Source organism: Frateuria sp. (assembly GCF_035943815.1).
In the GTDB taxonomy this organism is placed as follows: domain Bacteria; phylum Pseudomonadota; class Gammaproteobacteria; order Xanthomonadales; family Rhodanobacteraceae; genus Frateuria_A.
This window is the reverse complement of sequence record NZ_DASZBU010000015.1, coordinates 471,283-492,622: the sequence shown is the minus strand read 5'-3', so window position 1 is coordinate 492,622 and position 21,340 is coordinate 471,283. Positions and strand designations below refer to the sequence as shown.

Here is a 21,340-nt window from a genome sequence, read left to right as displayed (position 1 = left end):
CCTAGGCCTGCAGTGCGGGTTCCGCCGCGGGCGCCGTCGACACGGGGAAGTGCTCCAGCAGCCAGCCTTCGATGTGATCGAACATGCGCTGGCGGTCGCACAGCAGGGAATAGGTGTGATCGGTGCCTTCGAGCAGGTCCACGCGCACCGAAGGGTGGAAGGCGACGGAGCGGCCGTAGCACTCGCGGAACTGGCGCGGGTGGTTGAACTGCTCGTCGATGCCGCCGCTGTAGAGGAAATAGAACCTGAGCCCGCGCGCCAGCATGGCGGCCAGCTCGCCGCGTACCTGTTCGCGGGGCGGATAGTCGCTGCCGAAGGAAACCTCCTCCGGCTCGATCGCCTGGCGCAGCTTGCGCGCGAGGAAGCCGCGCCAGCGCGCGGGGCTGAGCAGACGCGGCAGGTAGTGACGCAGCCGGAAGCCTGCCGTGCGGTAGATGTAGCCGTCCAGGAAGACCGCACCAGCGATACCTGGCTCGGTGCAGGCGGCAATGTGCGCGTTCTGCGCGCCGCGGCACAGGCCGACCAGCACGAAGCGCCCGCAGCCGGCCTCGTGCCGGAGCAACGCCATGGCATCGGCCACGTCCGCGCGCACCTGCTGCTCGCGCGAGCCGGCGTCCGCGCTGGCGCCGCTGTCGCCCAGCGTGGACAGGTCCAAACGCAGGGTAGGGTAGCCGTGCGCATTGAGCCGGCGGGTCAGCTCCACGTGCAGGCGGAACGGGCCGATGCGATGGATCAGCCCGGCGTTGAGCACGATCACCCCTACCGTGCCGCGCGTGGCGGACGGCAGGCCAGCCACGCCGACCAGGTGCTGGGCGCGGCCGAAGCGGAGGGCGCGCTCGCTCATCATGCGGGCTGCTCCAGGGCCTGGCCCACCAGCTGCAGCAGCTCGGGTGCGAGGATCGCGTGCTCCAGCCGGTGCAGGTCGTCCCACTGCGTGGCCGGCTGCATGGCGACCACGCGGGCGCCGGCTGCGGCCAGCGTCGACCAGCTCGCGGGCGCGGGCAGCGAGTCGATCACCAGCGTCGGCACCCGCACCGGTTGCGCCTGCCAGGCGGCCACCTGGGCACGCCAGTCCGGGCTGACCGCAAAGCCCAGCCATTGTCCGGCCGCGTCCTGTGGCGCCCGCGGCCGGGTGAAACGCATCGGATCGGTGCGCAGCTCCTCCTGCAGCCGGTCGAGCGTGGTCGCATGGCGCGCGCCATCGAGCACCGGATCCCACAGGATCAACTGCGCCAGGCCCGCTGCCGGCGCCGCCGCCAGCGCGAGGGCGCCGCCCAGCTGCGCGCCGAAGCCCACCACCATCGCGCAACCGCTGCGCACGCGCAGTTCGGCGGCCGCGCTGCGGATGTCGTCCAGGCACTGCTGCCAGTCCAGCGCCACGGAGTCGCCGGCCGAGTCGCCGCTGCCGCGGTAGTCGAAGCGCAATGCGGGAATCCCCCGCGCAGCCATTCCGGCAGCCAGCTGGCGGTAGACCCGGTGGGTACGCACCAGCGCCTGACCCACCGGCGGGCACAGCAGCATGCCCACCGGGGCATGGCCGGCAACGCCGTGGTACATGCCCATCAGCGCTCTGTCGCGGCCGAACTGGCAAGGCTCCGCCGGACTCATCGCTGGTAGACGATCCCGAAATAGGCTTCCTTCGCGTGGTAGCGGCCGCCCGGGGCAGTGCTGGTACGGCGCCGGTCCACCAGCGACAGGCGCCAGCTCCAGTGGCTGTTGTAGGCCTGGCGCAGGCCGATGCCGAGGTTGCGCGTGGTGTCGCGCCGCGCCAGCACCTGGTAGTTGATCCGCTCGACGTTGGCGAACGCCCAGAGCGTCAGCCGCTCGCGCACGCGATAGTTCAGGCCGGCGTCTCCGCCGCGGCCGGTCTGGTCGGGATTGACGCCTTCGATGTAGTGCAGCTTGCGGTACCACGGCGACAGGCTCGCCGTCAGGCGCTCGCCACCGAAGCCGTAGTAGCCGCGCACGCGCCGCTCCAGGTACGCCGCCGAGGCGATCACCGCGCCGCCGGTCTGGATGCTCGCCGGTGCGCTGGGGCGGACGCCGCCCTGCACCGGGTCCGCCATGGCCAGGAGCTCCTGCGCCGCATCGGAATAGTCGCGCGTATAGGAAACCCCGAGCGTGTTGCGGGCAGTGGCCTGCCAGTTGGCGCTGGCGCGCACCAGCGGGTCGGAGGTGGTGCGGCCGTCGTCGAAGCGCACGTGCGACCAGCCCGCGGCCACGTCCATGTCCATGTGCGCCAGCTTGTGCGCGTAGCGGAAAAACAGCCGGTCGCGGCGGTAGTCGATCTCGCTCGGCTCGTCGAAAGCCACCTGCTCGCTTTCGAGGTTGAGCGACAGCTCGCTGATCGGCGAGATGTCACGCGCCAACCGCAGCGCGCCCTCGCCGCGCGAGGAGTTGAACTGGGTGGCGCGCGAGGCGTGGCTGCCGATGTAGTGCAGCTCGGCCTGGCCACGTACTGCGCGGCCGAGATCGAAGTGCAGGGTGGGCCCCAGGGTCAGTACGTTGGTCTGCTGCTGGTTGCCCGGCGCGTCGCTGGAGAGCGTGGACAGCGGTTGCACGCTGGCGTAGTCCTGTGCGACGAAGTCCAGCCGCTCGGGCAGGATCGTCCAGTCCGCCACGCCAGCCAGCTCGCCGAACTTCTGGTTGGCATAGGCGCCACCGAGGTAGTCGCGGTACTCCGCGCCGCCCGTCACGTGCGCCTGCAGGGTGGCGCCCTGTTCCACGTAGCCGAAGCCGAGGCCCGGAACCAGCACCGACTGGCTGACCGGCGCGGTGGCGCTCAGGTTGATGTTGTCGCTGTGCTCGACGCCTGCATAGAGCGAGTAGTCGAACTGGCCTGCCACGGCCGGACCCGCTGCAAGCGTCAGGGCCAGCGTGACGGCACCGGCGAGCCGTTTGGATGGGAGCATGCGTGCCTCCTGCTGTGGATCGTGCGGCGGGGAAGCATCCGGCCAAGCTGCCTGGCTTGCCGCCGTGGGCCTCAGGGCGCCTGGTTGAACACCACGCCGGCCAGCTTCTCCGGCTCGAAATGGGCCGCTGCCTGGCTGATCGCGGCGGGCGTGTCGCGGCCGTAGCCGGCTACCACCACCACGAAGTCGGCCAGGTCGGACAGGATCCGCGCATCCGGCGAACCCTTGATGGCGGGGCCATCGAGGAACAGGTAACGGTCCGGATAGCGGGTGCGCAGCGATTCGAGCAAGGCCCGCATGCGGAAGGAGGAGAAGTATTCGCCACTGTTCTCGCGCGCCCCGCCCACCGGGATCAGCCGCAGGCGTGGCACGCCGGTGGCGTAGATCTTCGAGCGGATGCCCTGTCCGGGGTGTTCCAGGTAATCGATCAGGCCACCGTCGGCCGGGTCGACGCCCAGCGCGCGGTGCTGCTCGGGATAGCGCAGGTTGCAGTCGATCAGCAGGCTGGTCCTGGCCTCGTCGAAGGCGAAGGCCGCGGCCAGGTTGCGCGCTACGAAGCTGGCGCCCGAGCGCGGGCTGACGGCGACCACCAGCGTGCTGAAGTTGCGGTCGCCGGCCAGGCCCAGCAGGCGGGTACGGATCTCACGGAAGGTGTCCGACTGCGCGCGGCCTGCAGCCTCGCGATGGATCAGCCGGCGCTGTTCGAGCTGCTGTGGCGCCAGCGCACGGCTCTCGGCCATCCGGGCAATGGTCGCGCCCGGCATCGTCCGCGGCAGGCCGGCCTCGCCGTCCGGCTCGCCCATATCCAGGTCGTCCGCCCGCACGGGATCGGGCAGCAGCGATTCGTCCGACGGTTTCATGCCGCCCCCTTGAGCTTGAGCACGAAGACGACCAGATACGCCGCGCCGACCACTGCCAGAATGACCAGCAGCGCGAGGCTGCCCAGGCGCTGGCGGCGCCGGTCCTGCAGCGTGGCGTAGTAGGGCACCGTGGCCAGCGTGGGCAGACCGGTGAGCCGTTCGAGTTGCTCGGCCGAGCGGACCCGCGGGTCGAACCGGGCGATGCCGAACAGCAAGCCCAGCGGCAACGCCAGGCCCAGTGCGATGCCCGCCAGCCCGAAGTGCATGAAGCGCAGGCCGGTAGGCGTCAGCGGCATGATCGCCGGGTTCTGCACGATGAAGGTCAGCCCCTGCTGCTTGGCATCCAGGTTCATCGACACGCGCGCGTTCTCGCGACGCTTGAGCAGATCCTGGTAGACGTCGCGGTTGACGTCGTAGTCCCGGGTCAGCTCGGCGGTGGCGTTTTCCGAGCCGGCGATGCGGCGGCTGCGCTCCAGTTCCTGCTCCAGCATGGCCTGGCTGGCATTCATGCGTGCGGTGGTGGCGGCGATGTCGCCGCGCAGGGCCGACAGGTTGCTCTTGAGTTGCTGGTAGAGCGGGTTGAACTGCACGTTTGCGTCCAGCGAGGGCGCGCCGGTGGGCACCGGCGACGCCTTGCGCCGAGAGGCCTGCGCCATCTGTTGCTGCAGGTCCTGCATCTGGTGGCGCACGCGCACCACGTCGGGGTAGTCGTCGGTGTAGGTGAGCAGCAGCTTGTCCAACTGCGCCTGCAGGTCGGCCAGCTGCGTGCGGTAGAAGCCCTCGGTGGTCTGCACCGAATTCACTTCCGATTCGCCGGACAGCTGCGCCACCAGGGAGGCCTCCTGCGAGCGCTTCTCCATCAGGTCCATGCGCGCGTTTTCCACCTGCGAGCGCAACTCGTTGACGCGCGCGGCGGTTGCGGCATCGCTGCCGGGACGCGCGTCGGCGTTGTTCTCGCGGTAGGCCTTGAGCTTTTCCTCGGCGCTGGTGAGCTTGAGCCTGTAGGCCTCGACCTGGTTGTCGATGAATTCGAATGCCTCGCGGCTCTCGCGCTGCTTGGAGGCCAGGCTTTCGCTGATGAACAGTTGCCCGAACAGGCGCGTGACCTCGTAGGTGCGCTCAGGATCGGAGTCGTAGTAGCTGATGGTCAGCAGGTTGTCGCGCGAGAACTGCACGCTGGTGCGTGCCTTGATGCCGTGGATGATGTTGTCCACCTGCACCGGGGTCGGGTGGCTGGCCATCCAGCCGCCGCCGACCAGCACCTGGTCCATCACTTTGCGGCTCAGGATCACCGCGCGGGCGATGCCGGCGCGGTTCGCGTTGGCGGTGGGCGTGGCGGCGCCCTGCATCAGCGGCGCGATGATGTTGCTCTCCTGCACCAGGATGGTGGTGGAGGCTTCGTACTTCTTGGGCCACAGCACACCGGCCACCAGCGCGGCCAGCGCGATCGCCGCGAAGGCCAGCCCGAGCGCGATACGGCGCCGGCGGCCTTCCTCCGCCAGTACCGGCAGCAACGCCTGGATCGAGGTTGGTTGTTCGTTCATGGCCTCGCCACTCCTCCCTGAGGTCCCCCCTCGCGCGTCCTTAGAACGCGCGCTGCGGTACCGTGATCACATCGCCCGGCTGCAGCGGATAGTTGGTGGCCATCTCGCCGCGTTCGAGGATCTTGGCCAGCTGGACCGCGTAGGACTGGCTGGCGCCCTCGCCGGCATGGCGATAGAGCTCGGTGCGGTCGGGCGAGGCGAACTCGGTGATCCCGCCGGCGGCCAGCACTACGTCCAGCACGGTCATGCCCTGCCGGTACGGCAGCGAAACCGGAGTGCGCACGGCGCCGGTCACGCGTACGCGCGACAGGTATTCGTGGCTGCGCAGCTGGGTCAGGATCACCGCGACCTGCGGGTCGCGCACGTAGGCCTTGAGCTTGTCGCGGATGGTTGCGGCCACTTCCTCGGGCGTCTGGCCGCCTGCCTGCACGTCCCCGATCAACGGCACCGTGATGCGGCCATCCGGGCGCACCGGCACGGCAACGCTGAGGTCGGGGTTGTGCCAGACCGACACCTGCAACTGGTCGTCCACCCCGATGCGGTAGGTGCTGACGGCCATGGCCTGCGCGTCGAGCTTGGGCGCCTGTGTCGACCCAGCGGTCGAGGCGCAACCGGTCAGTATAAGAAAAAGCAGCAGCGCTGCGAATCGCCCCAGGTGCTTCATGGTCGTCCATTCCCCCGAAACTGTGTGCTAGACGTTAGCACAAGGTAAATACACCTGTTGAACCCGGTAGAGAAGGCGGATCTGGCGCCGCGGGCAGCGTGGCAGGATCAGCTGAGCAACCGGGCGATTGGCCTGGCTCGTCCGCGGCCATGCAGTCGCAAGGCAGGTGCCGCGAGGCCGTCCCCGTACAATAGGAGCATGAGCGCGCCCCTTGCCCCAGCCGACTTCCGCCTCTGCGTCGCCCCGATGATGGACTGGACCGATAGAGCCTAAACAAGTCGGCGTGAAAAGGCTTTGCTGGCGGAACTTTTGGTCGTGTAGCACCTGTGTTGCACTAATGCTTATGGGAATGGTGCGTCGAAGCTATCGCACCTGCAGATGCCCGCCTCACGCTGAGGCAAACGCCGCACCGCCAGCTCGCCGCTACGGCGGCGGCTTCCGACCCGAAGCGGACGATCGCATCCCTCTCCACCGTTTTCGGCTTCTCGACAGAATATGGAAGCTTGAGGTCGATGCCGGCTCAAAGGGAGAACGCCAATGGCGCCTCGTCATCCAGGTAGGCTAATGCCATAGCCAAGTCGGGCGGGCGGTTGCACGCAATGCAAACAGCAAACCGCGATAGCAGCTCACCGAGCTGTCACATGCGACAGCGCACCGTCCCTTCTGACATTCCCGCGGACCTGTGAATTGCGCGGGCTTCAAAACGCGGAAGGAAGGCAAGCAAGCGTGAGTTCGCTTGTCCAGTGCCAATGGGCGGTAGCTGCGTTGCCCGAGTTACTGAGATTGAGATCCCAGATCGGTTCGCTGCGCTCGTGAACGGACGGCCTCGCGACCTCTAGGCGATCTCTGAACGCCGAGATGGCCGCCTGTCATCGGCTTGAAGGGCAAGCTACCGCCATCTCGACCGGCATCTCGGATCCAGGCCGCTTCGGCGACTTGAGGTACAGCCTCTGACGGATGAACCAGAATCGGCCAGTCGCTGTCGACGGATGGGAGCGGACTGGCGCAACCGCGGATCGAGGTGCCCCCAAATCGCCTGGCTTCAGTGACGCATCGACTACCTGGTGAACGCAATGGCTAACGAATGGTGCCGCAAAAACGACGGCGACCCTTCAGACAAGCAGATCGCTGCAACGATGGCAGCGGCACTGATTGGTCAGGGTTTTACGCTCCAAACCGCCGATAACGTGGCAATGGCGGCCGACCAGGCCGTTGAATTGTACTGCGCTGTCCTAAGCAAATTGAGTAGCTTGGACGTGCCCGGAGAACGCACGGGCGCACAAGGGCAAGCAGCCTCGACTGAGGAACAAGAGGAGATGGACGCGTTGGGCGTGACCCGCATCGACGCGGCGAAATTCTGCTACGGCGAATACCGCTACGACAACTTGAGCGACGCACTTCGGTACGCCCGGGCAAGTTCAGGAGCGACTTGACCACGAGCCGTCCCTCGCGCGCCTGGGTCCATGTCAGTGGGCGATGAATACGCAAGGATGCTGCAACGGCGCGCATCTACCGGCTTGCAGCCTCGCCATTGAGTACGTCGGCGCGATGCTGTTCGAGACCGTTGGAACCTAGAGTGATCTCAACGAGCCTGCAGCCACTTAAGTTCTTGCGCTGCGCAAGGGAACATTAGCAGGCGAGTTAGCGGGGTCATGCTTTCGATGCCTTATTAGGCAGCGCGACGGTGAACCGGGTGCCGTCGGAGTGATTCGACGTCACCTGGATGCCGCCGCCGTGCCCTTCGGCGATCTTGCGTGCAATGAAAAGGCCCAGGCCCAGGCTAGTCGGTGGGCGCGTGACGTGGTCTTCCTCGGTCAATTGGACCAGCGGCTGAAAGATGGACTCCAGCGCCGCTGCGGGTATCGGTTCGCCCTTGTTGGTAACGCTCACCACGTACCCGGTAGATCGGCCGCCAGCCTCGACAACAACCGGGCATCCTTCTGCACCGTGGCGCGCGGCGTTGACCAGCAGGTTGAGGAACATCTGGTACAGGCGACCCCTATCGTAATGGCCGTTTAGCCTGGCAGGCGCGTGCAGTTCGAAGCGTGCACCTGGATAGGTGGCGGTGGCATCGGCGATCGCGTCGTTGAGCGGTTCCAGCAAATCGCAAGGCTCGGGGTGCTGGGGTATGCCCCCTCCGAGTTGGTTACTGGCATAGCCCATCAGGTCGTTGATCATGTGGGACATGATCCGACTCGCACGGGTCACGGTGGATGCCAACGCGCCGATATCCTCAGTTGACAGCGATGGCTCCGCCAGCATCTCCCCGGCGAGAGCGATGCTCGCCAGCGGGGAGCGCAAATCGTGACCGAGCACGGCCAGGAACAGGTTCCGCGTGTCCCCTGTGTGCCTCGTCCACCCCTTGATCGATTCGGCCAGTGCCTGATCGATTCCCTCATTGAAGCGGATCACCTCATGCAGTGCGTCGACATCGGCATGCTCCATGTAGGGCTCCCACAGTCGCAGGACGGCGGCCCTGAGGGAGCGGAATTCCGCACTCAGCTGCAACAGCGTGTATTTGTGCAGATGCCGGCTCTTGCCGTGTTCGGCCGCGGCACTTTCTTCGCTCTCCACCTTTGGCCCGTGCCCTTGGGACTTGCGCCGTTGCTCGGGGTCGGTCTGCTCGGTCTCCATGTCGTCGGCAATCGCTGCAAGCATCTGGCGTGCATGGTCGCGAAGTGCTTCATTCGAAAGCAGCCCCGGCTGCGGAGTGTTCTCTCGCGCGAAAGCGTCCCATTGCGCAAGGATGGATTCGATGTGGTACCGGATGAAAGTCGAAAGTTTCAAAAGAGTGCCCTCGCAGCGTGAGGGGAGCGGGCCCCGAGCGGACTCCGCCGTGCTGTCCAGTCCTTCGAACAAGGCTGCGCTTGCCGAGGATCGACGACCGCCAGCTTAGCGCCACGGGCCTTTCGCGCGGCTAGTTGGCCCTTGCTGGTGGCTTTTTTGACCTCCACAGCACCGCCAGTCCCGCGAGTCCGGCACATCCCGATGCCAGGAATATCCCCAGCTTGGCGCTGGCAAGCTCGCTTTCCCGAAAGGCCAGGTTGGCGATGAACATGGCCATGGTGAACCCGATGCCCGCGAGCAGGCCGCCGCCTGCCAGCATGCGCCAGTCGAGGTCCGGCGGGCGTGTGGCGATGCCCAGGCGCACCGCAATCCAGCTGAATGTGAATACCCCCACCGGCTTGCCCAATGCGAATCCGGCGAACACCGCCCAGGTGATCGGCCCCCCGAGATGCTGCCGTGAGAGCACAAGCCCGGCGTTGGCGAGGGCGAACAGCGGCATGATCACGAACGCCACCCAAGGGTGCAGGCCGAGCTCGAGCCTTTCGACGGGGGAGAGAGTTTCGCGCGCGGCGATCTCGGCCAGCAACACGGTCTGGCGGTCGCGCGTCGGGCCGCTGCCGCGGTCCGCGGCAGGGTGCGCAACCACTTGGCGCAATATGGCGTACAGGCGATCGGCGCTGACCCAGGGCCGGGCCGGGGTCATCAGGCCGAGGATGACCCCGGTGATCGTTGCATGCACGCCGGATGCGTCCACCGCGACCCAGACCGCGGCGCCGATTGCGAAGTAGAGTGGAAGGCTTCGCAATCCCGCCCAAGCCAACGCGCGTATCGCGACCAGACCCAGCGCCGCCAGCGCGAGCGCCTGCCAGTTGATCGCGTGGCTATAGCCGATCGCGACCACGAGCACTGCCCCGATGTCGTCGACGATGGCGAGCGAAAGCATGAAGACCCGCAACCGCTTGGGGATGCGCGTGCCGAGCAACGCCAGGCAGCCGCTCACGAAGGCAGTGTCGGTGGCCATGACGGTGCCCCAGCCTGCCGCGCTGGGACGGCCCGACAGAAGCAGCAGGTAGAGGCTCGCGGGCACCAGCATGCCGCCCAACGCGCCCGCGATCGACAGCGCAGCCACTCGCGGCTTGCGCAGCTCGCCAAGCACCAGCTCGCGTTTCAGTTCCAGCGCGACGAGGAAGAAGAACAGGGTCATCAGCGCATCGTTGATCCATCCTTTGAACGAGCGGACCAGCTCGATGGGCCCCAGCCGCACGCCCATGGGCGTGGCCCAAAACCTGTCGAAGGATTGCGCCAACGGCGAGTTCGACAGCACCAATGCGGCCATGGCGGCCAGCAGCAGCATCGCGCCGGCGCCGGCCTCGATGCGCATGAAGCGCAGGAACGGGCGAGTCAGCCAGTCGATCAGCTCGCCTGGCAATCGGATCGGTGCGCGCGGCAAGCGCTCATCCTGCATGGATTTGATGCCTTTCGGTATTTCACCTGTCCATCAAAGTCGCCGGCCGCAGTGCATTTCGTGGTCTGGCTTCACCTGCCGGGGCGGAAGCTGGCGGTTGCCTGCGCGGTCGCGTCCTTCGTCATGTTGGAACGGCATAGGTGGATGCCGAGGGAAAACCAGTTCACGCGTCCTTGGCCTCGGCCTTCGCCATCGCGCGCTACATATGGAGCGGCTTTAGCATGATCCCGCTGGGGTGAGCACGATGTCGGATCTCCTTTCCTTGGCGTCACGCGGACTGACGGGGGCGTCGTGGAGTGCGTGGGTCCTCTACTTCCTTGCCACCACACAGGGGACCATCGTCGCGGTGACACTCTATCTGCACCGCAGCCAGGCCCATCGTGGCGTGCAGTTCCATCCCGTGATCGCACACCTTTTCCGCTTCTGGTGCTGGTTGACCACCGGCATGGTGACGCGGCAATGGGTTGCCGTGCATCGCAAGCATCATGCTCGCTGCGAGACCGTCGAGGATCCGCATAGCCCGCAGGTCTTTGGCATCGGTACCGTGTTATGGAGAGGGGTCGACCTGTACAAGAGGGCGGCAGCAAATAAGGACGATCTGGCGACCTTCGGAGCCGGCACACCGACGGACTGGATCGAATGCCACCTTTATGAACCCTGGTCGTGGCTGGGGCCGACCCTGCTGGCAGCGGTCAGCATCGCTCTGTTCGGCGTGGTCGGCGTAGCGCTGTGGGCATTGCAGATGGTGTGGATCCCATTCTGGGCGGCCGGGGTGATCAACGGCCTCGGGCATTGGTGCGGCTACCGCAACTTCGAAACCTCCGATACGTCCGCAAACCTCGTGCCGTGGGGACTGCTGGTCGGCGGAGAGGAGTTGCACAACAACCATCACGCGTTTCCCGCTTCAGCCAAGTTCTCGCAGCACCGGTTCGAATTCGATGGAGGCTGGCTGGTGATCTGTCTTCTGCGCTGGTTTGGCCTGGCAAAGGTGCGGCGGGTTGCGCCCGCCCTCGGGTACCGCGCGCACATCCAGGAACCCGACGTGGAAACGATACGAGCGTTGCGCGTGCAGCACGGGCGGATCCTGCATGACTACGCGTCCAGCGTGATCGCACCGATTCTTGCGCAACAGCGCTTCGGCGCTCGCAGCGTGCGTCGGCTTCGACGGGCGCTGGCCAATGGAGGGCGCTGGCTGGACCCCTCGACCCGCTCCGAACTTGCGGCGCTGGTACATGCGCGGCGATACCTGACCGAGGTGTGCGATTTTCGCGACCGATTGGCTGACATGACTGCGCGCAATCGGCGCGACATTTCGCCGTTGGCGCAGGATCTGCGGCGCTGGTGCACCGACGCGGAAAGCAGCGGCATCCGCGTACTGGTCGAATTCGCCGAGCGACTGAAGGGCTGCCGCGTAGTGGAGGTAAGGGCCGAGCGCCCAACGAGGCCCAGCCTGATGCAACCAAAACCGTAACATCGACAGGAGCACTGTGGGTGTCCTGGCGCTACGTGCGCCGCGGCCAGAGGGCCGCATCATGCAAAGCCACCAAGTCCCGTTGGCCGACGCCCATGCTTCGATCGGCAGGTTTCTTCTCCAGCTTTGCCAAAAGATCGGCCTGGTGCCAGCGCCCGCCGTGCGCGACCGAATCAGCCGCCGTCATCGGGCGATGCGGATCGTGGATGAACGACGCGGCGGCGTGCGAGAACGGGGCAGCCAGGCATCTGGCTTGATCCCTCCTAAAGTCTCAGCCGTGTCCAAGCCGACCTACTTTGGTTCGTTCTGCTCATCCCTTGTGGCCACCGGGAACGGCAACCACGAGCAGACCGAGGTCCACGATAGTGAGGCGGCGTGCACGGGATACGAGAATCGCGGCCCGCCTCCCGAATGCCCAGCGGCATCTCAGGCCGGAACAGCAGCACCGAGAGCATGTTCGGAGTTGCGGACTTGATGGCAGACAAGCAATGACGAGGATGGACGCACGCCAACGGCAGGTCGCTCTCCTGCAACGCCTCGCCCAGATTGTCGAATAGAGGAAGTCGCCATGTACGCCCTCAATCAAACCAACTCACTGTACTTCTTTCCGCATACGCTCAGCTTTGCTCCTCCAAAGGCGGAAATGGAGCGCGATCACTGGCTGCTACGGAATCATGGATCGGCCGGGTGGCGATGGGCTCATCCCATTGCGCCCACCTTCTACCCGCGCGTGGAAACATCCGCACCGAGCAAGCTGAATTAGATCGCCACGCAAAAGAGTTCGATCGTATGGACGATGATGCGCCTACACGGTCCCAGCAAGACGAAGGTTAGCCATTGCCCCGCCCAGGACACGATGGCATCCGGCCTGGACATCCTCCACGGCTCCAGATGCAACGAGGGGCGCGAACACCACTCCAGAGGCAGGCTTTCATGGTGAACTTATCCGGCAAAACCGTTAACGGCTATACGTACGAAGGCATCTATGCCAATGCAAGCCCGGATCGGATCACCTGGGCCGCCACGTTTCGGCGCAACGGCGTCTTCTTCGGTATGCGCCACGGCCGCATCAACGGACTCCGCAGCATACCCACTGAAGAGGTTGATGACGTCGTGAAAGACGACATCGAGGAAGCCTGGTTCAATTGAGCTGAATCAGGCGCTTCCGAAGTGGCTCAGATGAGGCCTGCGCCTCAGAGAGTGGCCGACCTGCTGTAACCTCTACGATCGGGAGCACCATGCAGGAGCCCACCGGTCGTTTCAATTGAAGCTCGATCGCCCGAGGCTGCACGCACGGCCGGTGCTCGCTTCTGGTCGGTAACGTACGCCTCTCGCCGTAGCCACGATGCAATCGCCAACGCTGCCCGCCCGGAGCAGTCCAGTTTGGTCACCTAGGCGAGCTGAGCCGCTCACTCAAGCGGACGCGCAACGGGTCCGCTCTTGGCCGATAGCGGAAGTCAAGTCGATTCTCTTGTCCGGGGCGCCGCTACGGAACGTCGTTTTCCACCCAATCCGCATCGAGCAGAGGTGCGTCGCCCAGCGGCCGGGCGCGGTAGAGCCCCCGAGCTGAACCGTTTAGGCCGTGAAATCCAAAATTAACTTGCGTTTCCGGCCGAAAACTGTAATTTAATTTGGGATGGCGAAACGAATTCCCCCAACTCATCCCCGCGTACAGCGCCAGATCGAGGCGCTGAGCCAGCGCCTGCGCGCAGCCCGGATGCGCCGCTCGATGACCCAGGAGGTGATGGCGGAGCGCGTGGGGGTCAGCGTCCCGACCATCGCCAAGCTTGAGAACGGCGACCCGTCGACCAGTCTGGCAACCGTTTTGCGAGCGCTGACGGTGCTCGGTCTGGCCGGCGACATCGACCTGATTGCCGCGCAGGACACCCTCGGTCGCGAGCTGCAGGACAACGCACTCCGGCGCACCAATGCCCCGCCCCGCACGCGGACCACCCCAACGCCGCGGCCGACGCCCATTGCCCAAACGCCGCCTGCGCCTACCTTGCTCCCCACACCACCAGCGCCGCCGAAGCCACCACGACCGCGGAAGCCCAAGCTGTGAACCGTCTGGAAGTCTGGATCGACGACGAGTTTCTCGGCGGCTCGGCCTTTGTCGGTCACCTGTCGAAGACGGTAAGTAGGACGGGGGAGACGATCAGCTTCGAGTACGCCCCCAGCTGGCTGGCCGGCGGCGGGCCGGTAGCGGGGTTCCCGCTGGATCACGAGCTGTACTTCGGCGCTGGTCAGCAGTATGCGAGGGCTGGCGCCAACGAACTGTCGGGTGCTTTTCAGGATTGCTCCCCCGATCGCTGGGGCAAGCGCCTGATGGACCGCCGCGAGACGATCGAGGCGCGCGAAGAGGGGCGTAAGCCGCGCAACCTGCGCGCGTGGGAATACCTGGTAGGCGTCAATGACGAGTCCCGCATGGGAGCGCTGCGTCTGGTAGATCCAGAGTCCGCGCGCTACGTGGACGACCGCACGCTCAGCGCCCCACCGATCACCGAGCTGCGCCAGCTCGAAGGCATCGCCGCGCAAGTGGAGCGCGGCGATGCCGACCTCTCCGACGAGATGGTCCGCTGGATCAAGCAGATCGTGGCGCCCGGCGCTTCACTTGGCGGCGCCCGACCAAAAGCCAGTTTCCGTGACAAAGCTGGACAGCTGTGGCTCGCCAAGTTCCCGTCCAACGATGACCGCTTCGACGTGGGATTGTGGGAGTTTCTGACCTACCAGCTCTCACTCGATGCGGGCATCGACATGCCCGAGGCACGGCTGATGCAGTTCTCGGACCGTGGTCACACCTACGCAGTGCGGCGCTTCGATCGCACTCCGAGCTCGCGCCGCATGTTCTCGTCGGCCATGACCCAGCTGGACGTCACCGAGAGCGAGGGCCACAGCTATTTAGATCTCGTGCAGGTCATTGAGACCGGCGGCACCTCCACGCAGATTGGGCGGGACCTTGAACAGCTGTTCCGGCGAGTCCTCTTCAACATTCTGATCGGCAACCGCGACGATCATCTGCGCAATCATGGGTTCATGCGGGCGGGCGATGGTTGGCAACTGTCGCCGGCATTCGATGTCAACCCGAACCCTGACAAAGATCATCACGTGCTGGCGATCGACGACCGGGACCCGTCACCAGATTCGAGCCTGCTGCTGGCCACGGCCGACTACTACCGCCTTTCCAAGAAGGCCGTAGGCGCGGTGGCCGAGCATGTGCGCGCAGCAGTGCGCGGCTGGGAGAAGCGCGCGCGCGCTCTGGGTGCGCCCCTGAGCGAGACTGCGCTGATGCAGGCTGTCATCGACCCGGACCGGTGAGCCGAGCGTGGCGGATGTGGAACTGTGGCCGTTGGGGCACGGGTTCTCGTACCGGTAGCTTTCTCGAACACATACGGGGAGCAGGTCTTAGGTACGAACTGGCGGTCAGGGCCAGCGTCCATCCCAGGGCGACCGGGAACTTATCAGCGCGCTTAAATCGTTCGCTGCCAGTGGGTTGCACTGGAGTGGATGCGCTCTCACGACCTCCATTGGCTTGGGGCGAGCTGTGGTCGAGTGTGCGGCTATTGGCTATGTCGTAGATCAAGATAAGACGGAGGAGCGCCTGATCTTTATAGAAGTAGATAATCAGGCGAAGTTAATGCCTCAATATTTTATTGTTGCCTACGTTTAATTCCCATTTAATGAGAATACAAACATCTATAAATCAATCAGTTAGCCAATAATCTCAGTAACAAATTGGCCCTCGACGTGGATATATAGAAATCAGAGTGATATATGTATATCGGACTAGAATGGCGCCCCCTTGCGGGGCGCCTTTTTTCTTTGGCAATCTGCGTCCAACTTAGGCCTTGTTGGGTAAATGGTGAGCCATGGAAACTAGTGAAAGGTTGGTTGCTCGGTTTGGTGAGCTGATGACATACCCGCAGCTCGCTGAGCTGCTTAAGCGGAGCATCACCGGACTGCGTTACTCGATGTCGAGACAGGACTCGGAGTTCTCCAAGCAGCTCTTGGCTGCTCGCGTAAAGCTTGGTCGGCGCGTGTACTTCCGTGCTGACCAAGTGGCTGAGATAGTTGATCGGGGGCGGGCATGAGCGTCGTCGCCACCAATTGGGCATGGGGCCAGTTTCTGCCGCCGGCACCAAAGCTGGTTCTCATGTCCCTTGCGGACAACGCTGATGAGGAAGGCTACTGCTGGCCACGCGTCAAGAACGTAGCCAAGCGGTGCAACGTATCCGAGCGCACCGTGCAGCGGACGCTCAGAACCTTTGAGGATTTGGGCTTGCTAAAAGTCACGCGCCGGTTCCGGCCGGAAAGCGGCCGCCAGACCTCGAATGGCTATCAGCTAAGCCTGCGGGTCTACCCCGACAAATTGTCACCCTCCCCAAGTGCCTGCCACCCGGACCATGTCGAGGATGTCACTGACGGGGCGTCTACGCGATGTCAGGGAGGGGACGTCAGCGCTATGGCACCCCTAGAACCACCACAACAACCATCATCTTCACCACCACCACAACCGGGAAATGAAGACGGGGGATTGGTCTTGCCGGAGTCGCTAGACCCGCTTCTCTCGATCGCCATGAAAGATCTCTTGGCGCCATGCGGCAAGCTTCTCGGACAGGCCATTGCGGACGAGGTGGAAGGGATGGTCGCGAAAGGCAGGCTGCGTTCGTGCCCTCTCGCGCTCGCGAAGAGTCTGCGAGAGAGAGCTGCGGCCGGTACGTTTTCTCCTCACCTTGGCCTGGAGGTGGCGGCGAAGAGGACTGCCGCCCAAAAGCGAAGCCTTGAAGAAAAGAGAAGGGAGCAGTTGAAAGCAATTCGTCTTGCGGAAGAAAACGATCCCGAGAGGAAGCGGCGCAGCGATGCTGCACGTGCCAAAGCGGTCAAGGAACTGAAAAAGCGGGGTTTGTAGTGTGAATACGCTCTTTCTTTTGATGGCTGAGTACGGAACTGCTCAGATCCCCTTGGGCCGCTGCGCTCAGCTCTTCGGGATGACTCCTGAAGAGGCGGCAAAGCGAGCTGGACGTGCCTCACTGCCAGTGCCGGCATTTCGAGTCGGGAGCCAGAAATCGCCTTGGCTGGTGGATGCCACGCGCCTTGCGGCATACCTGGATGAGCGCAAGGCCCAAGCCGCAGCGGACTGGCGCCGCATCAATGCGGCCGGCGGTCCACTTTGATGCCGGAGTCGTCGCCCGTGAAGCACGATGTTTTTTTCAGCGGCTGCTTGCTGCGGGTTCCCATTCGGCGCTTGCCCGACGGGAGCGCAGCCTATCCATTGCCAGGAGTTTTTTGCGGAGTCCGCAAAAAACTCACAGGCGATTCCGTAGCGGCAACCCGGATGCTCAGGTAGTGGAACATAAAGGAGTGGGATTCACTTTCGCGCGATCAGTCGCGCAGCCGTTGGTGTCGCTCAGATGCAACGAATCCCAAAAATACAACCATCGAATCTCAGGTGAATCCCGCTATGGCGACCTCCCAAATCAGCGTTCGTCTCGACGACGGCATGTTGCAGAAGCTAGAAGCCCTGTTGGTGGAACGTGGCGGTACGCGTGCTGCCGCGGTGCGCGAAGCCGTGCGCGACTGGCTACAGGAAGAGCGGCGGAGGGACGAGCAAGATCACCTTGAGGCGCGAATCGCCGGGTCGTTGAGCCGCACTAGGAAGGAGATCAGCCTCGTACGCAATGACGTGCACGTGCTGATGGCATTCTTCGACAGGTTCGTGCGTTCCTACCTCGTACACACGCCGCCGGTTCCTTCGGAAGCCATCGATGCGCAGGCGGCAACCGCAAGCGAGAGGTACCACAAGCTCATGCGCGACATACCTTCCGCGCTGCAGAATGGCGAAGGGCTCGCGGCGCTCTGGTCGGTTGCGGAGTGACCCCATTTTTGCGGAGTCCGCAAAAATGGGGTGCTTGGGGCGGGGCAGCTGAAACCCGCTACCAATTGAGCCCCAAGGGCTGCCGGCGATTGCCCTAGGAATCGCTGTATGGACAGATGGGGACCCTCGGTTAGCGACTGGTCGTGTACTTGGAGCGGGAATGAAATTGCATTTGAATGACGCCAAGGTCGGCCAAGCCTTGGATTTGTATTGCACTTATCTAAAAGAAGAGGAAGGGTTGCAGGCGCCTGTCAGCGACATCGTCGAAAGCATCGTTCTGTACTTCTTGGACGAGCACCCGCAGTTTCGTGCTTGGACTGCCCGGCGCTGCTCAGGCAGCTCGATTAAAGAGAGGCCGTAAAGGGATACCTGTAGCAGCTGCATTTCGATCAGCAGACACGCCCGTCTCCCCTCAATCGGTCTTCGTCGATCGGTTGAATCTAATACCCAAAGCGGCCGTCTCGGTGCCGAGATTGATTCCGCTTGTCGTCAACTGGCTATCGGGGAAAATTTTCTCCCTCCCCCCGAGATACGTGCACGACGAACAAGCACAGGGCGATAAGTCGGTGACTATTGTCCGGCTAACGTAACCAGGCTCGCATCCGAGCCCGCAAAGTGAGGCGGCCAGGTTGCGGTGCAGGTATGGGCAGCGAGGTAGCTTCTGGCTGCGCGAGCCGTGGCGTGGTCGCAGTACGCGGAACAATGTTCGCGCCGCGCTGTATACCGTAATAACGTGCTCGGGCCGCGGCGTCGCGCTCTTGTGATTCTGCTGTAAGGTCATCCGTCATCGCGTAAGACCAGACGACTTGGTTTTTCTCGATGAAATAATGCGACCGGCACGGGATGCGACCATTGCCCACCGATGGCGCAAGAGTGACCGACTCGCCGTCGAACCGCATCGACCAGCCCGCAGGTGACAAAGGCGTCACGACCTTATTTCCGCAGCCGCATGCGCATAAATGCGCCACGGTTCGGAAGCGCATCGAGACGTAGAGGACACCCGCTTCCAAGGGCTTCGGGAAGCTGTCTACGAAGCGATGCTCAAAGCGACTCAGGCGTGGCATGGGGCCTCCTCACTGGTGGCCATGAGGCTATTGGAGGTCGAATAAACCATCATGGGGCCGGACGAGCGGGACGCATAAAATCCCGACCGTTTTTTCCACTTCTCCACCGCCATAAACGCATTCAGGGCATTGAGGTCAGCAACTTGGATGTTGGTGGCGTAGAGGTTCTGATCGTCTTCGCCAGCAAGTGGGAGCGTGGCGATGGCTGCCGGGTCGCGGCGCGAGTCAACAACAGTGACGCGGCACTGGCCGAGCAGCTCTTGTGCAGCATTCAGGCGCACTCCCATGCCCACATCGACGAGCGTGGCGGTAGACCCTTCAAGTGCGTTGAGGATGGAGCGACGCGCCTCCGCCTTGTCCACGCAGGAGAATACATAGTCGAAGTCACGGAGCGCGTGGGCGTTATCGGCCGTGATCATCTCCGCGTGGGGCACGATGTGCCGACGCATTGCCGCATACGAGGTCGCCAAATAGTTGACCTTCGGTGGTGCTGCTCGGAGCGTTTCCAAGGACACCGCTCCGGGATAGCGAAACGCGTTGTGCTGCTGAAGCACGTCGCCGTCCCATAGGTGGATGGTCGCGACCGGTGTCTTGGCCACCATGTCGAGCACATAGGCGCCTGTGCCCCCTAACCCAACAATGGCGATGCGCTGCGTTTTCAGTCGGCTGGTAGGCACGCCGATGTGGGCACGGGTGGATGCGGTGTCTTCGTAGACAAACACCGATTCGGCAGCGTCGGTTTCGATAACGGGAAACGTACGTGCATTGACGCCGGGCGTGATGTGCTGGGCGTGCCCTTCCAACTGCGCCACATACTTTGTGACCTTCTCGTAATACGACCGATATAGATGGTCGGCCGTCCGCGGTTTTGCCGAGAGGTAGTGGTGCACGGTGATGCCATTCACCACTGCGGACGTGCTGTTATTGATGATCGCGGACAAGGGGTGTCCCTGCGCATCGCAGGGACACTTGCCGATGAAATAGGCCGTGTGTTCCAGAGGTTTGACCGCGACATCGGCAACCAAGTCGAGGCGAAACGCCAGCGTTCCACGCTCCACATTGCGATCCGGAGTGACATAGGGCACGTCGTGGACGAGCACGTAGCCACCCTGGATCTCAAGGTGAAAGCCTTCGTTCCGCAGCTGAAGCAAGTCGGGACTACGAGCGATCAGTGAGGAAGACATCGAATTCCATATCCTGTTTGAGGTGGACGGACTGGCCTTTGACCAAGGTGCCGCTCGGGTTCTGCTTTGGTCCCTTGGCATAAGTAACCGTGTAGGACTCCAGCTCGCGGCTAGGATCGGCATGGGGGTATTCGAGGCGGACGATGCCCCAGTAGTCCATGACCCGCTGATGGACCGTGCGCGGATCGGTGTTGACGAAGATCTCGATGCTCAGCTGGACCGTCTCGAACCGCTCAACGCCGGCTTCTGCAAGGTCCGCCCGGTCGTCGTCTTCCAGCACGCGATTTTGACCCTGCGGATGGATCAGCACGACATCCACCTCTTCCGGGTTCACGCCAGCCAGAAGCTTGAGAACGCGACCAGTGACCCACTGACTTCCCCAATCCACCGAGCGATCGTTCAAGGTGAAGCGATAAATACGATCACCGCGAAAGGCAAGGAACTTCTCCAGACCCGGCTGGCGCAGATCCACGAGGATCTCAGGCCGTACCTCATCGATGGTCCCGTTCGTCGATACCTGGAACAGCAGGTGCTCACGAGTTGGGTGCAGGCCAGCGGCATCCAAGATCTGCTCACCAGTCGGAACGGGGTCAGCCATGATGACCTTGCTGTAATGCAGCTGGCCGTTGCCGATCAGCAGGCCGTAGGGGCCGTGTTCCCGGACCGGCCGGCTTTCGCGGGCGGCCTGGGCGATGTTTTCTACGTTGTCTTCGAACTGCTGATTCATCGGGGTATTCTCGATTGGGGGAGGGGCCGCCCTGTGGCGGTTAGCGTTTGTGCCGGGTCGCGTCGACGAGGCGGTAGGTCGAACCAGGGGTGCGCGTTGGTGGCAGCGGCTCACCACGGGTTACCGTGCGCTCCGGGCCTTTCCCGCCGCGGGGTCCAGTGATTCCGTATTGGCCGGACGTCGGCGCTTTCTGACCGGGTTTGAAGGTCGTCTTTGTGCTCATGACTTGCTCCTGTTGCCAATCCAGGCAACACTCGGGTTATTAAAAAACGGCGACATTGCCGTTGTTTGGCCAGGCAACACCGAACCCTTTAAAAAGCCGCCTACGGGGCGGCACAAGATGTTGTGGTGTTGACTGTCTGGGCAACAGACTATCTTGCGTTTCGTAAAAAATCAACACTGGGAGATTTATGGAGCTTTCCGGTTTCCTCGCAGCCATGCGCGAGCGAGAAGAACTGAGCCTGCGCGCCCTCAAGGATCGTGCGGAGGAGTTGGACCACACCTACATTTACCGCTTGGAGAAAGGGGATCGAGGGGCTCCATCGCCGGAAGTGCGGCAGCGTTTGGGCGCAGCGCTGCGTCTGGACGAGCGAGAACAGCAGGTCTTGGAACTGCTGGCAGAGCAGCCGGTGGACGACGCGCTCTATCGCATCATGATGGCGGACCGCACAATTCCGTGGGGCGATCTGCACGATGTCGCCCGTTTAAGCTTTCGAGGGGAAAGACCGACAACGGAAGAAGCCTGGATGAAGCGCATCCGGATGATTCAAGACCTTTAAGGCACGCTGCT

General features: G+C 63.7%; 21 protein-coding genes. 10 read left to right on the top strand and 11 right to left on the bottom strand.

Features of this window, described 5'->3' with window-relative positions:
• Position 1 precedes the first annotated feature (1 nt).
• From VGU65_RS12820 to VGU65_RS12795, 6 genes are all read right to left on the bottom strand, one after another.
• Complete coding sequence (locus VGU65_RS12820; RefSeq protein ID WP_327476302.1) at positions 2-847, bottom strand: alpha/beta fold hydrolase; 846 nt, start codon at positions 845-847, stop codon at positions 2-4.
• Positions 844-1,563: an alpha/beta fold hydrolase gene (locus tag VGU65_RS12815; protein ID WP_327476300.1), complete on the bottom strand. Its 720-nt coding sequence runs from the start codon at positions 1,561-1,563 to the stop codon at positions 844-846. The genes VGU65_RS12820 and VGU65_RS12815 overlap by 4 nt, the downstream gene beginning before the upstream one ends.
• A 41-nt stretch (positions 1,564-1,604) precedes the next feature.
• The gene (locus tag VGU65_RS12810) at positions 1,605-2,912 is read right to left on the bottom strand and encodes a hypothetical protein (protein WP_327476298.1); all 1,308 of its coding nucleotides are present in this window, start codon (positions 2,910-2,912) and stop codon (positions 1,605-1,607) included.
• Positions 2,913-2,983: 71 nt separating this feature from the next.
• Positions 2,984-3,772, bottom strand: coding sequence for a P-loop NTPase family protein (locus VGU65_RS12805; protein ID WP_327476297.1), 789 nt, complete (start codon positions 3,770-3,772; stop codon positions 2,984-2,986).
• A complete protein-coding gene (locus VGU65_RS12800; RefSeq protein ID WP_327476295.1) occupies positions 3,769-5,316 on the bottom strand; it encodes an XrtA system polysaccharide chain length determinant in 1,548 nt (515 codons plus the stop codon). The genes VGU65_RS12805 and VGU65_RS12800 overlap by 4 nt, the downstream gene beginning before the upstream one ends.
• Positions 5,317-5,356: 40 nt before the next feature.
• Positions 5,357-5,980, bottom strand: coding sequence for an XrtA/PEP-CTERM system exopolysaccharide export protein (locus VGU65_RS12795; RefSeq protein ID WP_327476293.1), 624 nt, complete (start codon positions 5,978-5,980; stop codon positions 5,357-5,359).
• A 1,073-nt stretch (positions 5,981-7,053) separates the two neighbouring features.
• Here VGU65_RS12795 and VGU65_RS12790 point away from each other — a divergent pair.
• Positions 7,054-7,413 (top strand): hypothetical protein, encoded by a 360-nt coding sequence (locus VGU65_RS12790; protein WP_327476291.1) that lies wholly within the window; start codon positions 7,054-7,056, stop codon positions 7,411-7,413.
• A 217-nt stretch (positions 7,414-7,630) separates the two neighbouring features.
• Here the strand turns inward: VGU65_RS12790 and VGU65_RS12785 are convergent, their stop codons facing one another.
• A complete protein-coding gene (locus VGU65_RS12785) occupies positions 7,631-8,767 on the bottom strand; it encodes an ATP-binding protein (RefSeq protein WP_327476289.1) in 1,137 nt (378 codons plus the stop codon).
• Between the two features lie 130 nt (positions 8,768-8,897).
• Positions 8,898-10,232 (bottom strand): Na+/H+ antiporter NhaA, encoded by a 1,335-nt coding sequence (gene nhaA / locus VGU65_RS12780; RefSeq protein ID WP_327476287.1) that lies wholly within the window; start codon positions 10,230-10,232, stop codon positions 8,898-8,900.
• A 244-nt stretch (positions 10,233-10,476) separates the two neighbouring features.
• Here nhaA and VGU65_RS12775 point away from each other — a divergent pair, with 244 nt between their 5' ends.
• The 8 genes from VGU65_RS12775 to VGU65_RS12745 all read left to right on the top strand — a co-directional run bounded on the left by VGU65_RS12775 (position 10,477) and on the right by VGU65_RS12745 (position 17,936).
• A complete protein-coding gene (locus VGU65_RS12775; protein WP_327476285.1) occupies positions 10,477-11,703 on the top strand; it encodes a DesA family fatty acid desaturase in 1,227 nt (408 codons plus the stop codon).
• A 933-nt stretch (positions 11,704-12,636) separates the two neighbouring features.
• A complete protein-coding gene (locus VGU65_RS12770; RefSeq protein WP_231322256.1) occupies positions 12,637-12,852 on the top strand; it encodes a TonB-dependent receptor in 216 nt (71 codons plus the stop codon).
• A gap of 487 nt (positions 12,853-13,339) precedes the next feature.
• The gene (gene relB, locus VGU65_RS12765) at positions 13,340-13,765 is read left to right on the top strand and encodes a type II toxin-antitoxin system RelB family anti-toxin (RefSeq protein ID WP_327476281.1); all 426 of its coding nucleotides are present in this window, start codon (positions 13,340-13,342) and stop codon (positions 13,763-13,765) included.
• A complete protein-coding gene (locus tag VGU65_RS12760) occupies positions 13,762-15,018 on the top strand; it encodes a type II toxin-antitoxin system HipA family toxin (protein ID WP_327476279.1) in 1,257 nt (418 codons plus the stop codon). Before relB ends, VGU65_RS12760 begins: the two co-directional genes overlap by 4 nt.
• Positions 15,019-15,787: 769 nt before the next feature.
• Positions 15,788-16,609 carry a helix-turn-helix domain-containing protein gene (locus VGU65_RS12755; RefSeq protein ID WP_327476277.1) on the top strand — a complete coding sequence of 274 codons (822 nt, stop codon included), beginning with the start codon at positions 15,788-15,790 and terminating at the stop codon, positions 16,607-16,609.
• A gap of 1 nt (position 16,610) precedes the next feature.
• Positions 16,611-16,874, top strand: coding sequence for a pyocin activator PrtN family protein (locus VGU65_RS15675; protein ID WP_414655819.1), 264 nt, complete (start codon positions 16,611-16,613; stop codon positions 16,872-16,874).
• 287 nt (positions 16,875-17,161) lie between these two features.
• Positions 17,162-17,575: a CopG family ribbon-helix-helix protein gene (locus VGU65_RS12750; protein ID WP_327476275.1), complete on the top strand. Its 414-nt coding sequence runs from the start codon at positions 17,162-17,164 to the stop codon at positions 17,573-17,575.
• A 160-nt stretch (positions 17,576-17,735) separates the two neighbouring features.
• Positions 17,736-17,936, top strand: coding sequence for a hypothetical protein (locus VGU65_RS12745; protein ID WP_327476273.1), 201 nt, complete (start codon positions 17,736-17,738; stop codon positions 17,934-17,936).
• 220 nt (positions 17,937-18,156) lie between these two features.
• On the opposite strand, the gene VGU65_RS12740 is transcribed toward VGU65_RS12745, so the two are convergent.
• The 3 genes from VGU65_RS12740 to VGU65_RS12730 are packed head-to-tail and all read right to left on the bottom strand — an operon-like array spanning position 18,157 to position 20,550.
• Positions 18,157-18,639, bottom strand: coding sequence for a ubiquitination-like system serine protease family protein (locus VGU65_RS12740; protein ID WP_327476271.1), 483 nt, complete (start codon positions 18,637-18,639; stop codon positions 18,157-18,159).
• On the bottom strand, positions 18,627-19,823 hold the full coding sequence (locus VGU65_RS12735; RefSeq protein ID WP_327476269.1) for a ThiF family adenylyltransferase: 1,197 nt from the start codon (positions 19,821-19,823) through the stop codon (positions 18,627-18,629). Before VGU65_RS12735 ends, VGU65_RS12740 begins: the two co-directional genes overlap by 13 nt.
• Complete coding sequence (locus VGU65_RS12730) at positions 19,798-20,550, bottom strand: multiubiquitin domain-containing protein (RefSeq protein WP_327476267.1); 753 nt, start codon at positions 20,548-20,550, stop codon at positions 19,798-19,800. The genes VGU65_RS12735 and VGU65_RS12730 overlap by 26 nt, the downstream gene beginning before the upstream one ends.
• Before the next feature lie 410 nt (positions 20,551-20,960).
• Between VGU65_RS12730 and VGU65_RS12725 the strand changes: the two genes are divergently transcribed.
• Positions 20,961-21,329 carry a helix-turn-helix domain-containing protein gene (locus VGU65_RS12725; RefSeq protein WP_327476265.1) on the top strand — a complete coding sequence of 123 codons (369 nt, stop codon included), beginning with the start codon at positions 20,961-20,963 and terminating at the stop codon, positions 21,327-21,329.
• Positions 21,330-21,340 lie beyond the last annotated feature (11 nt).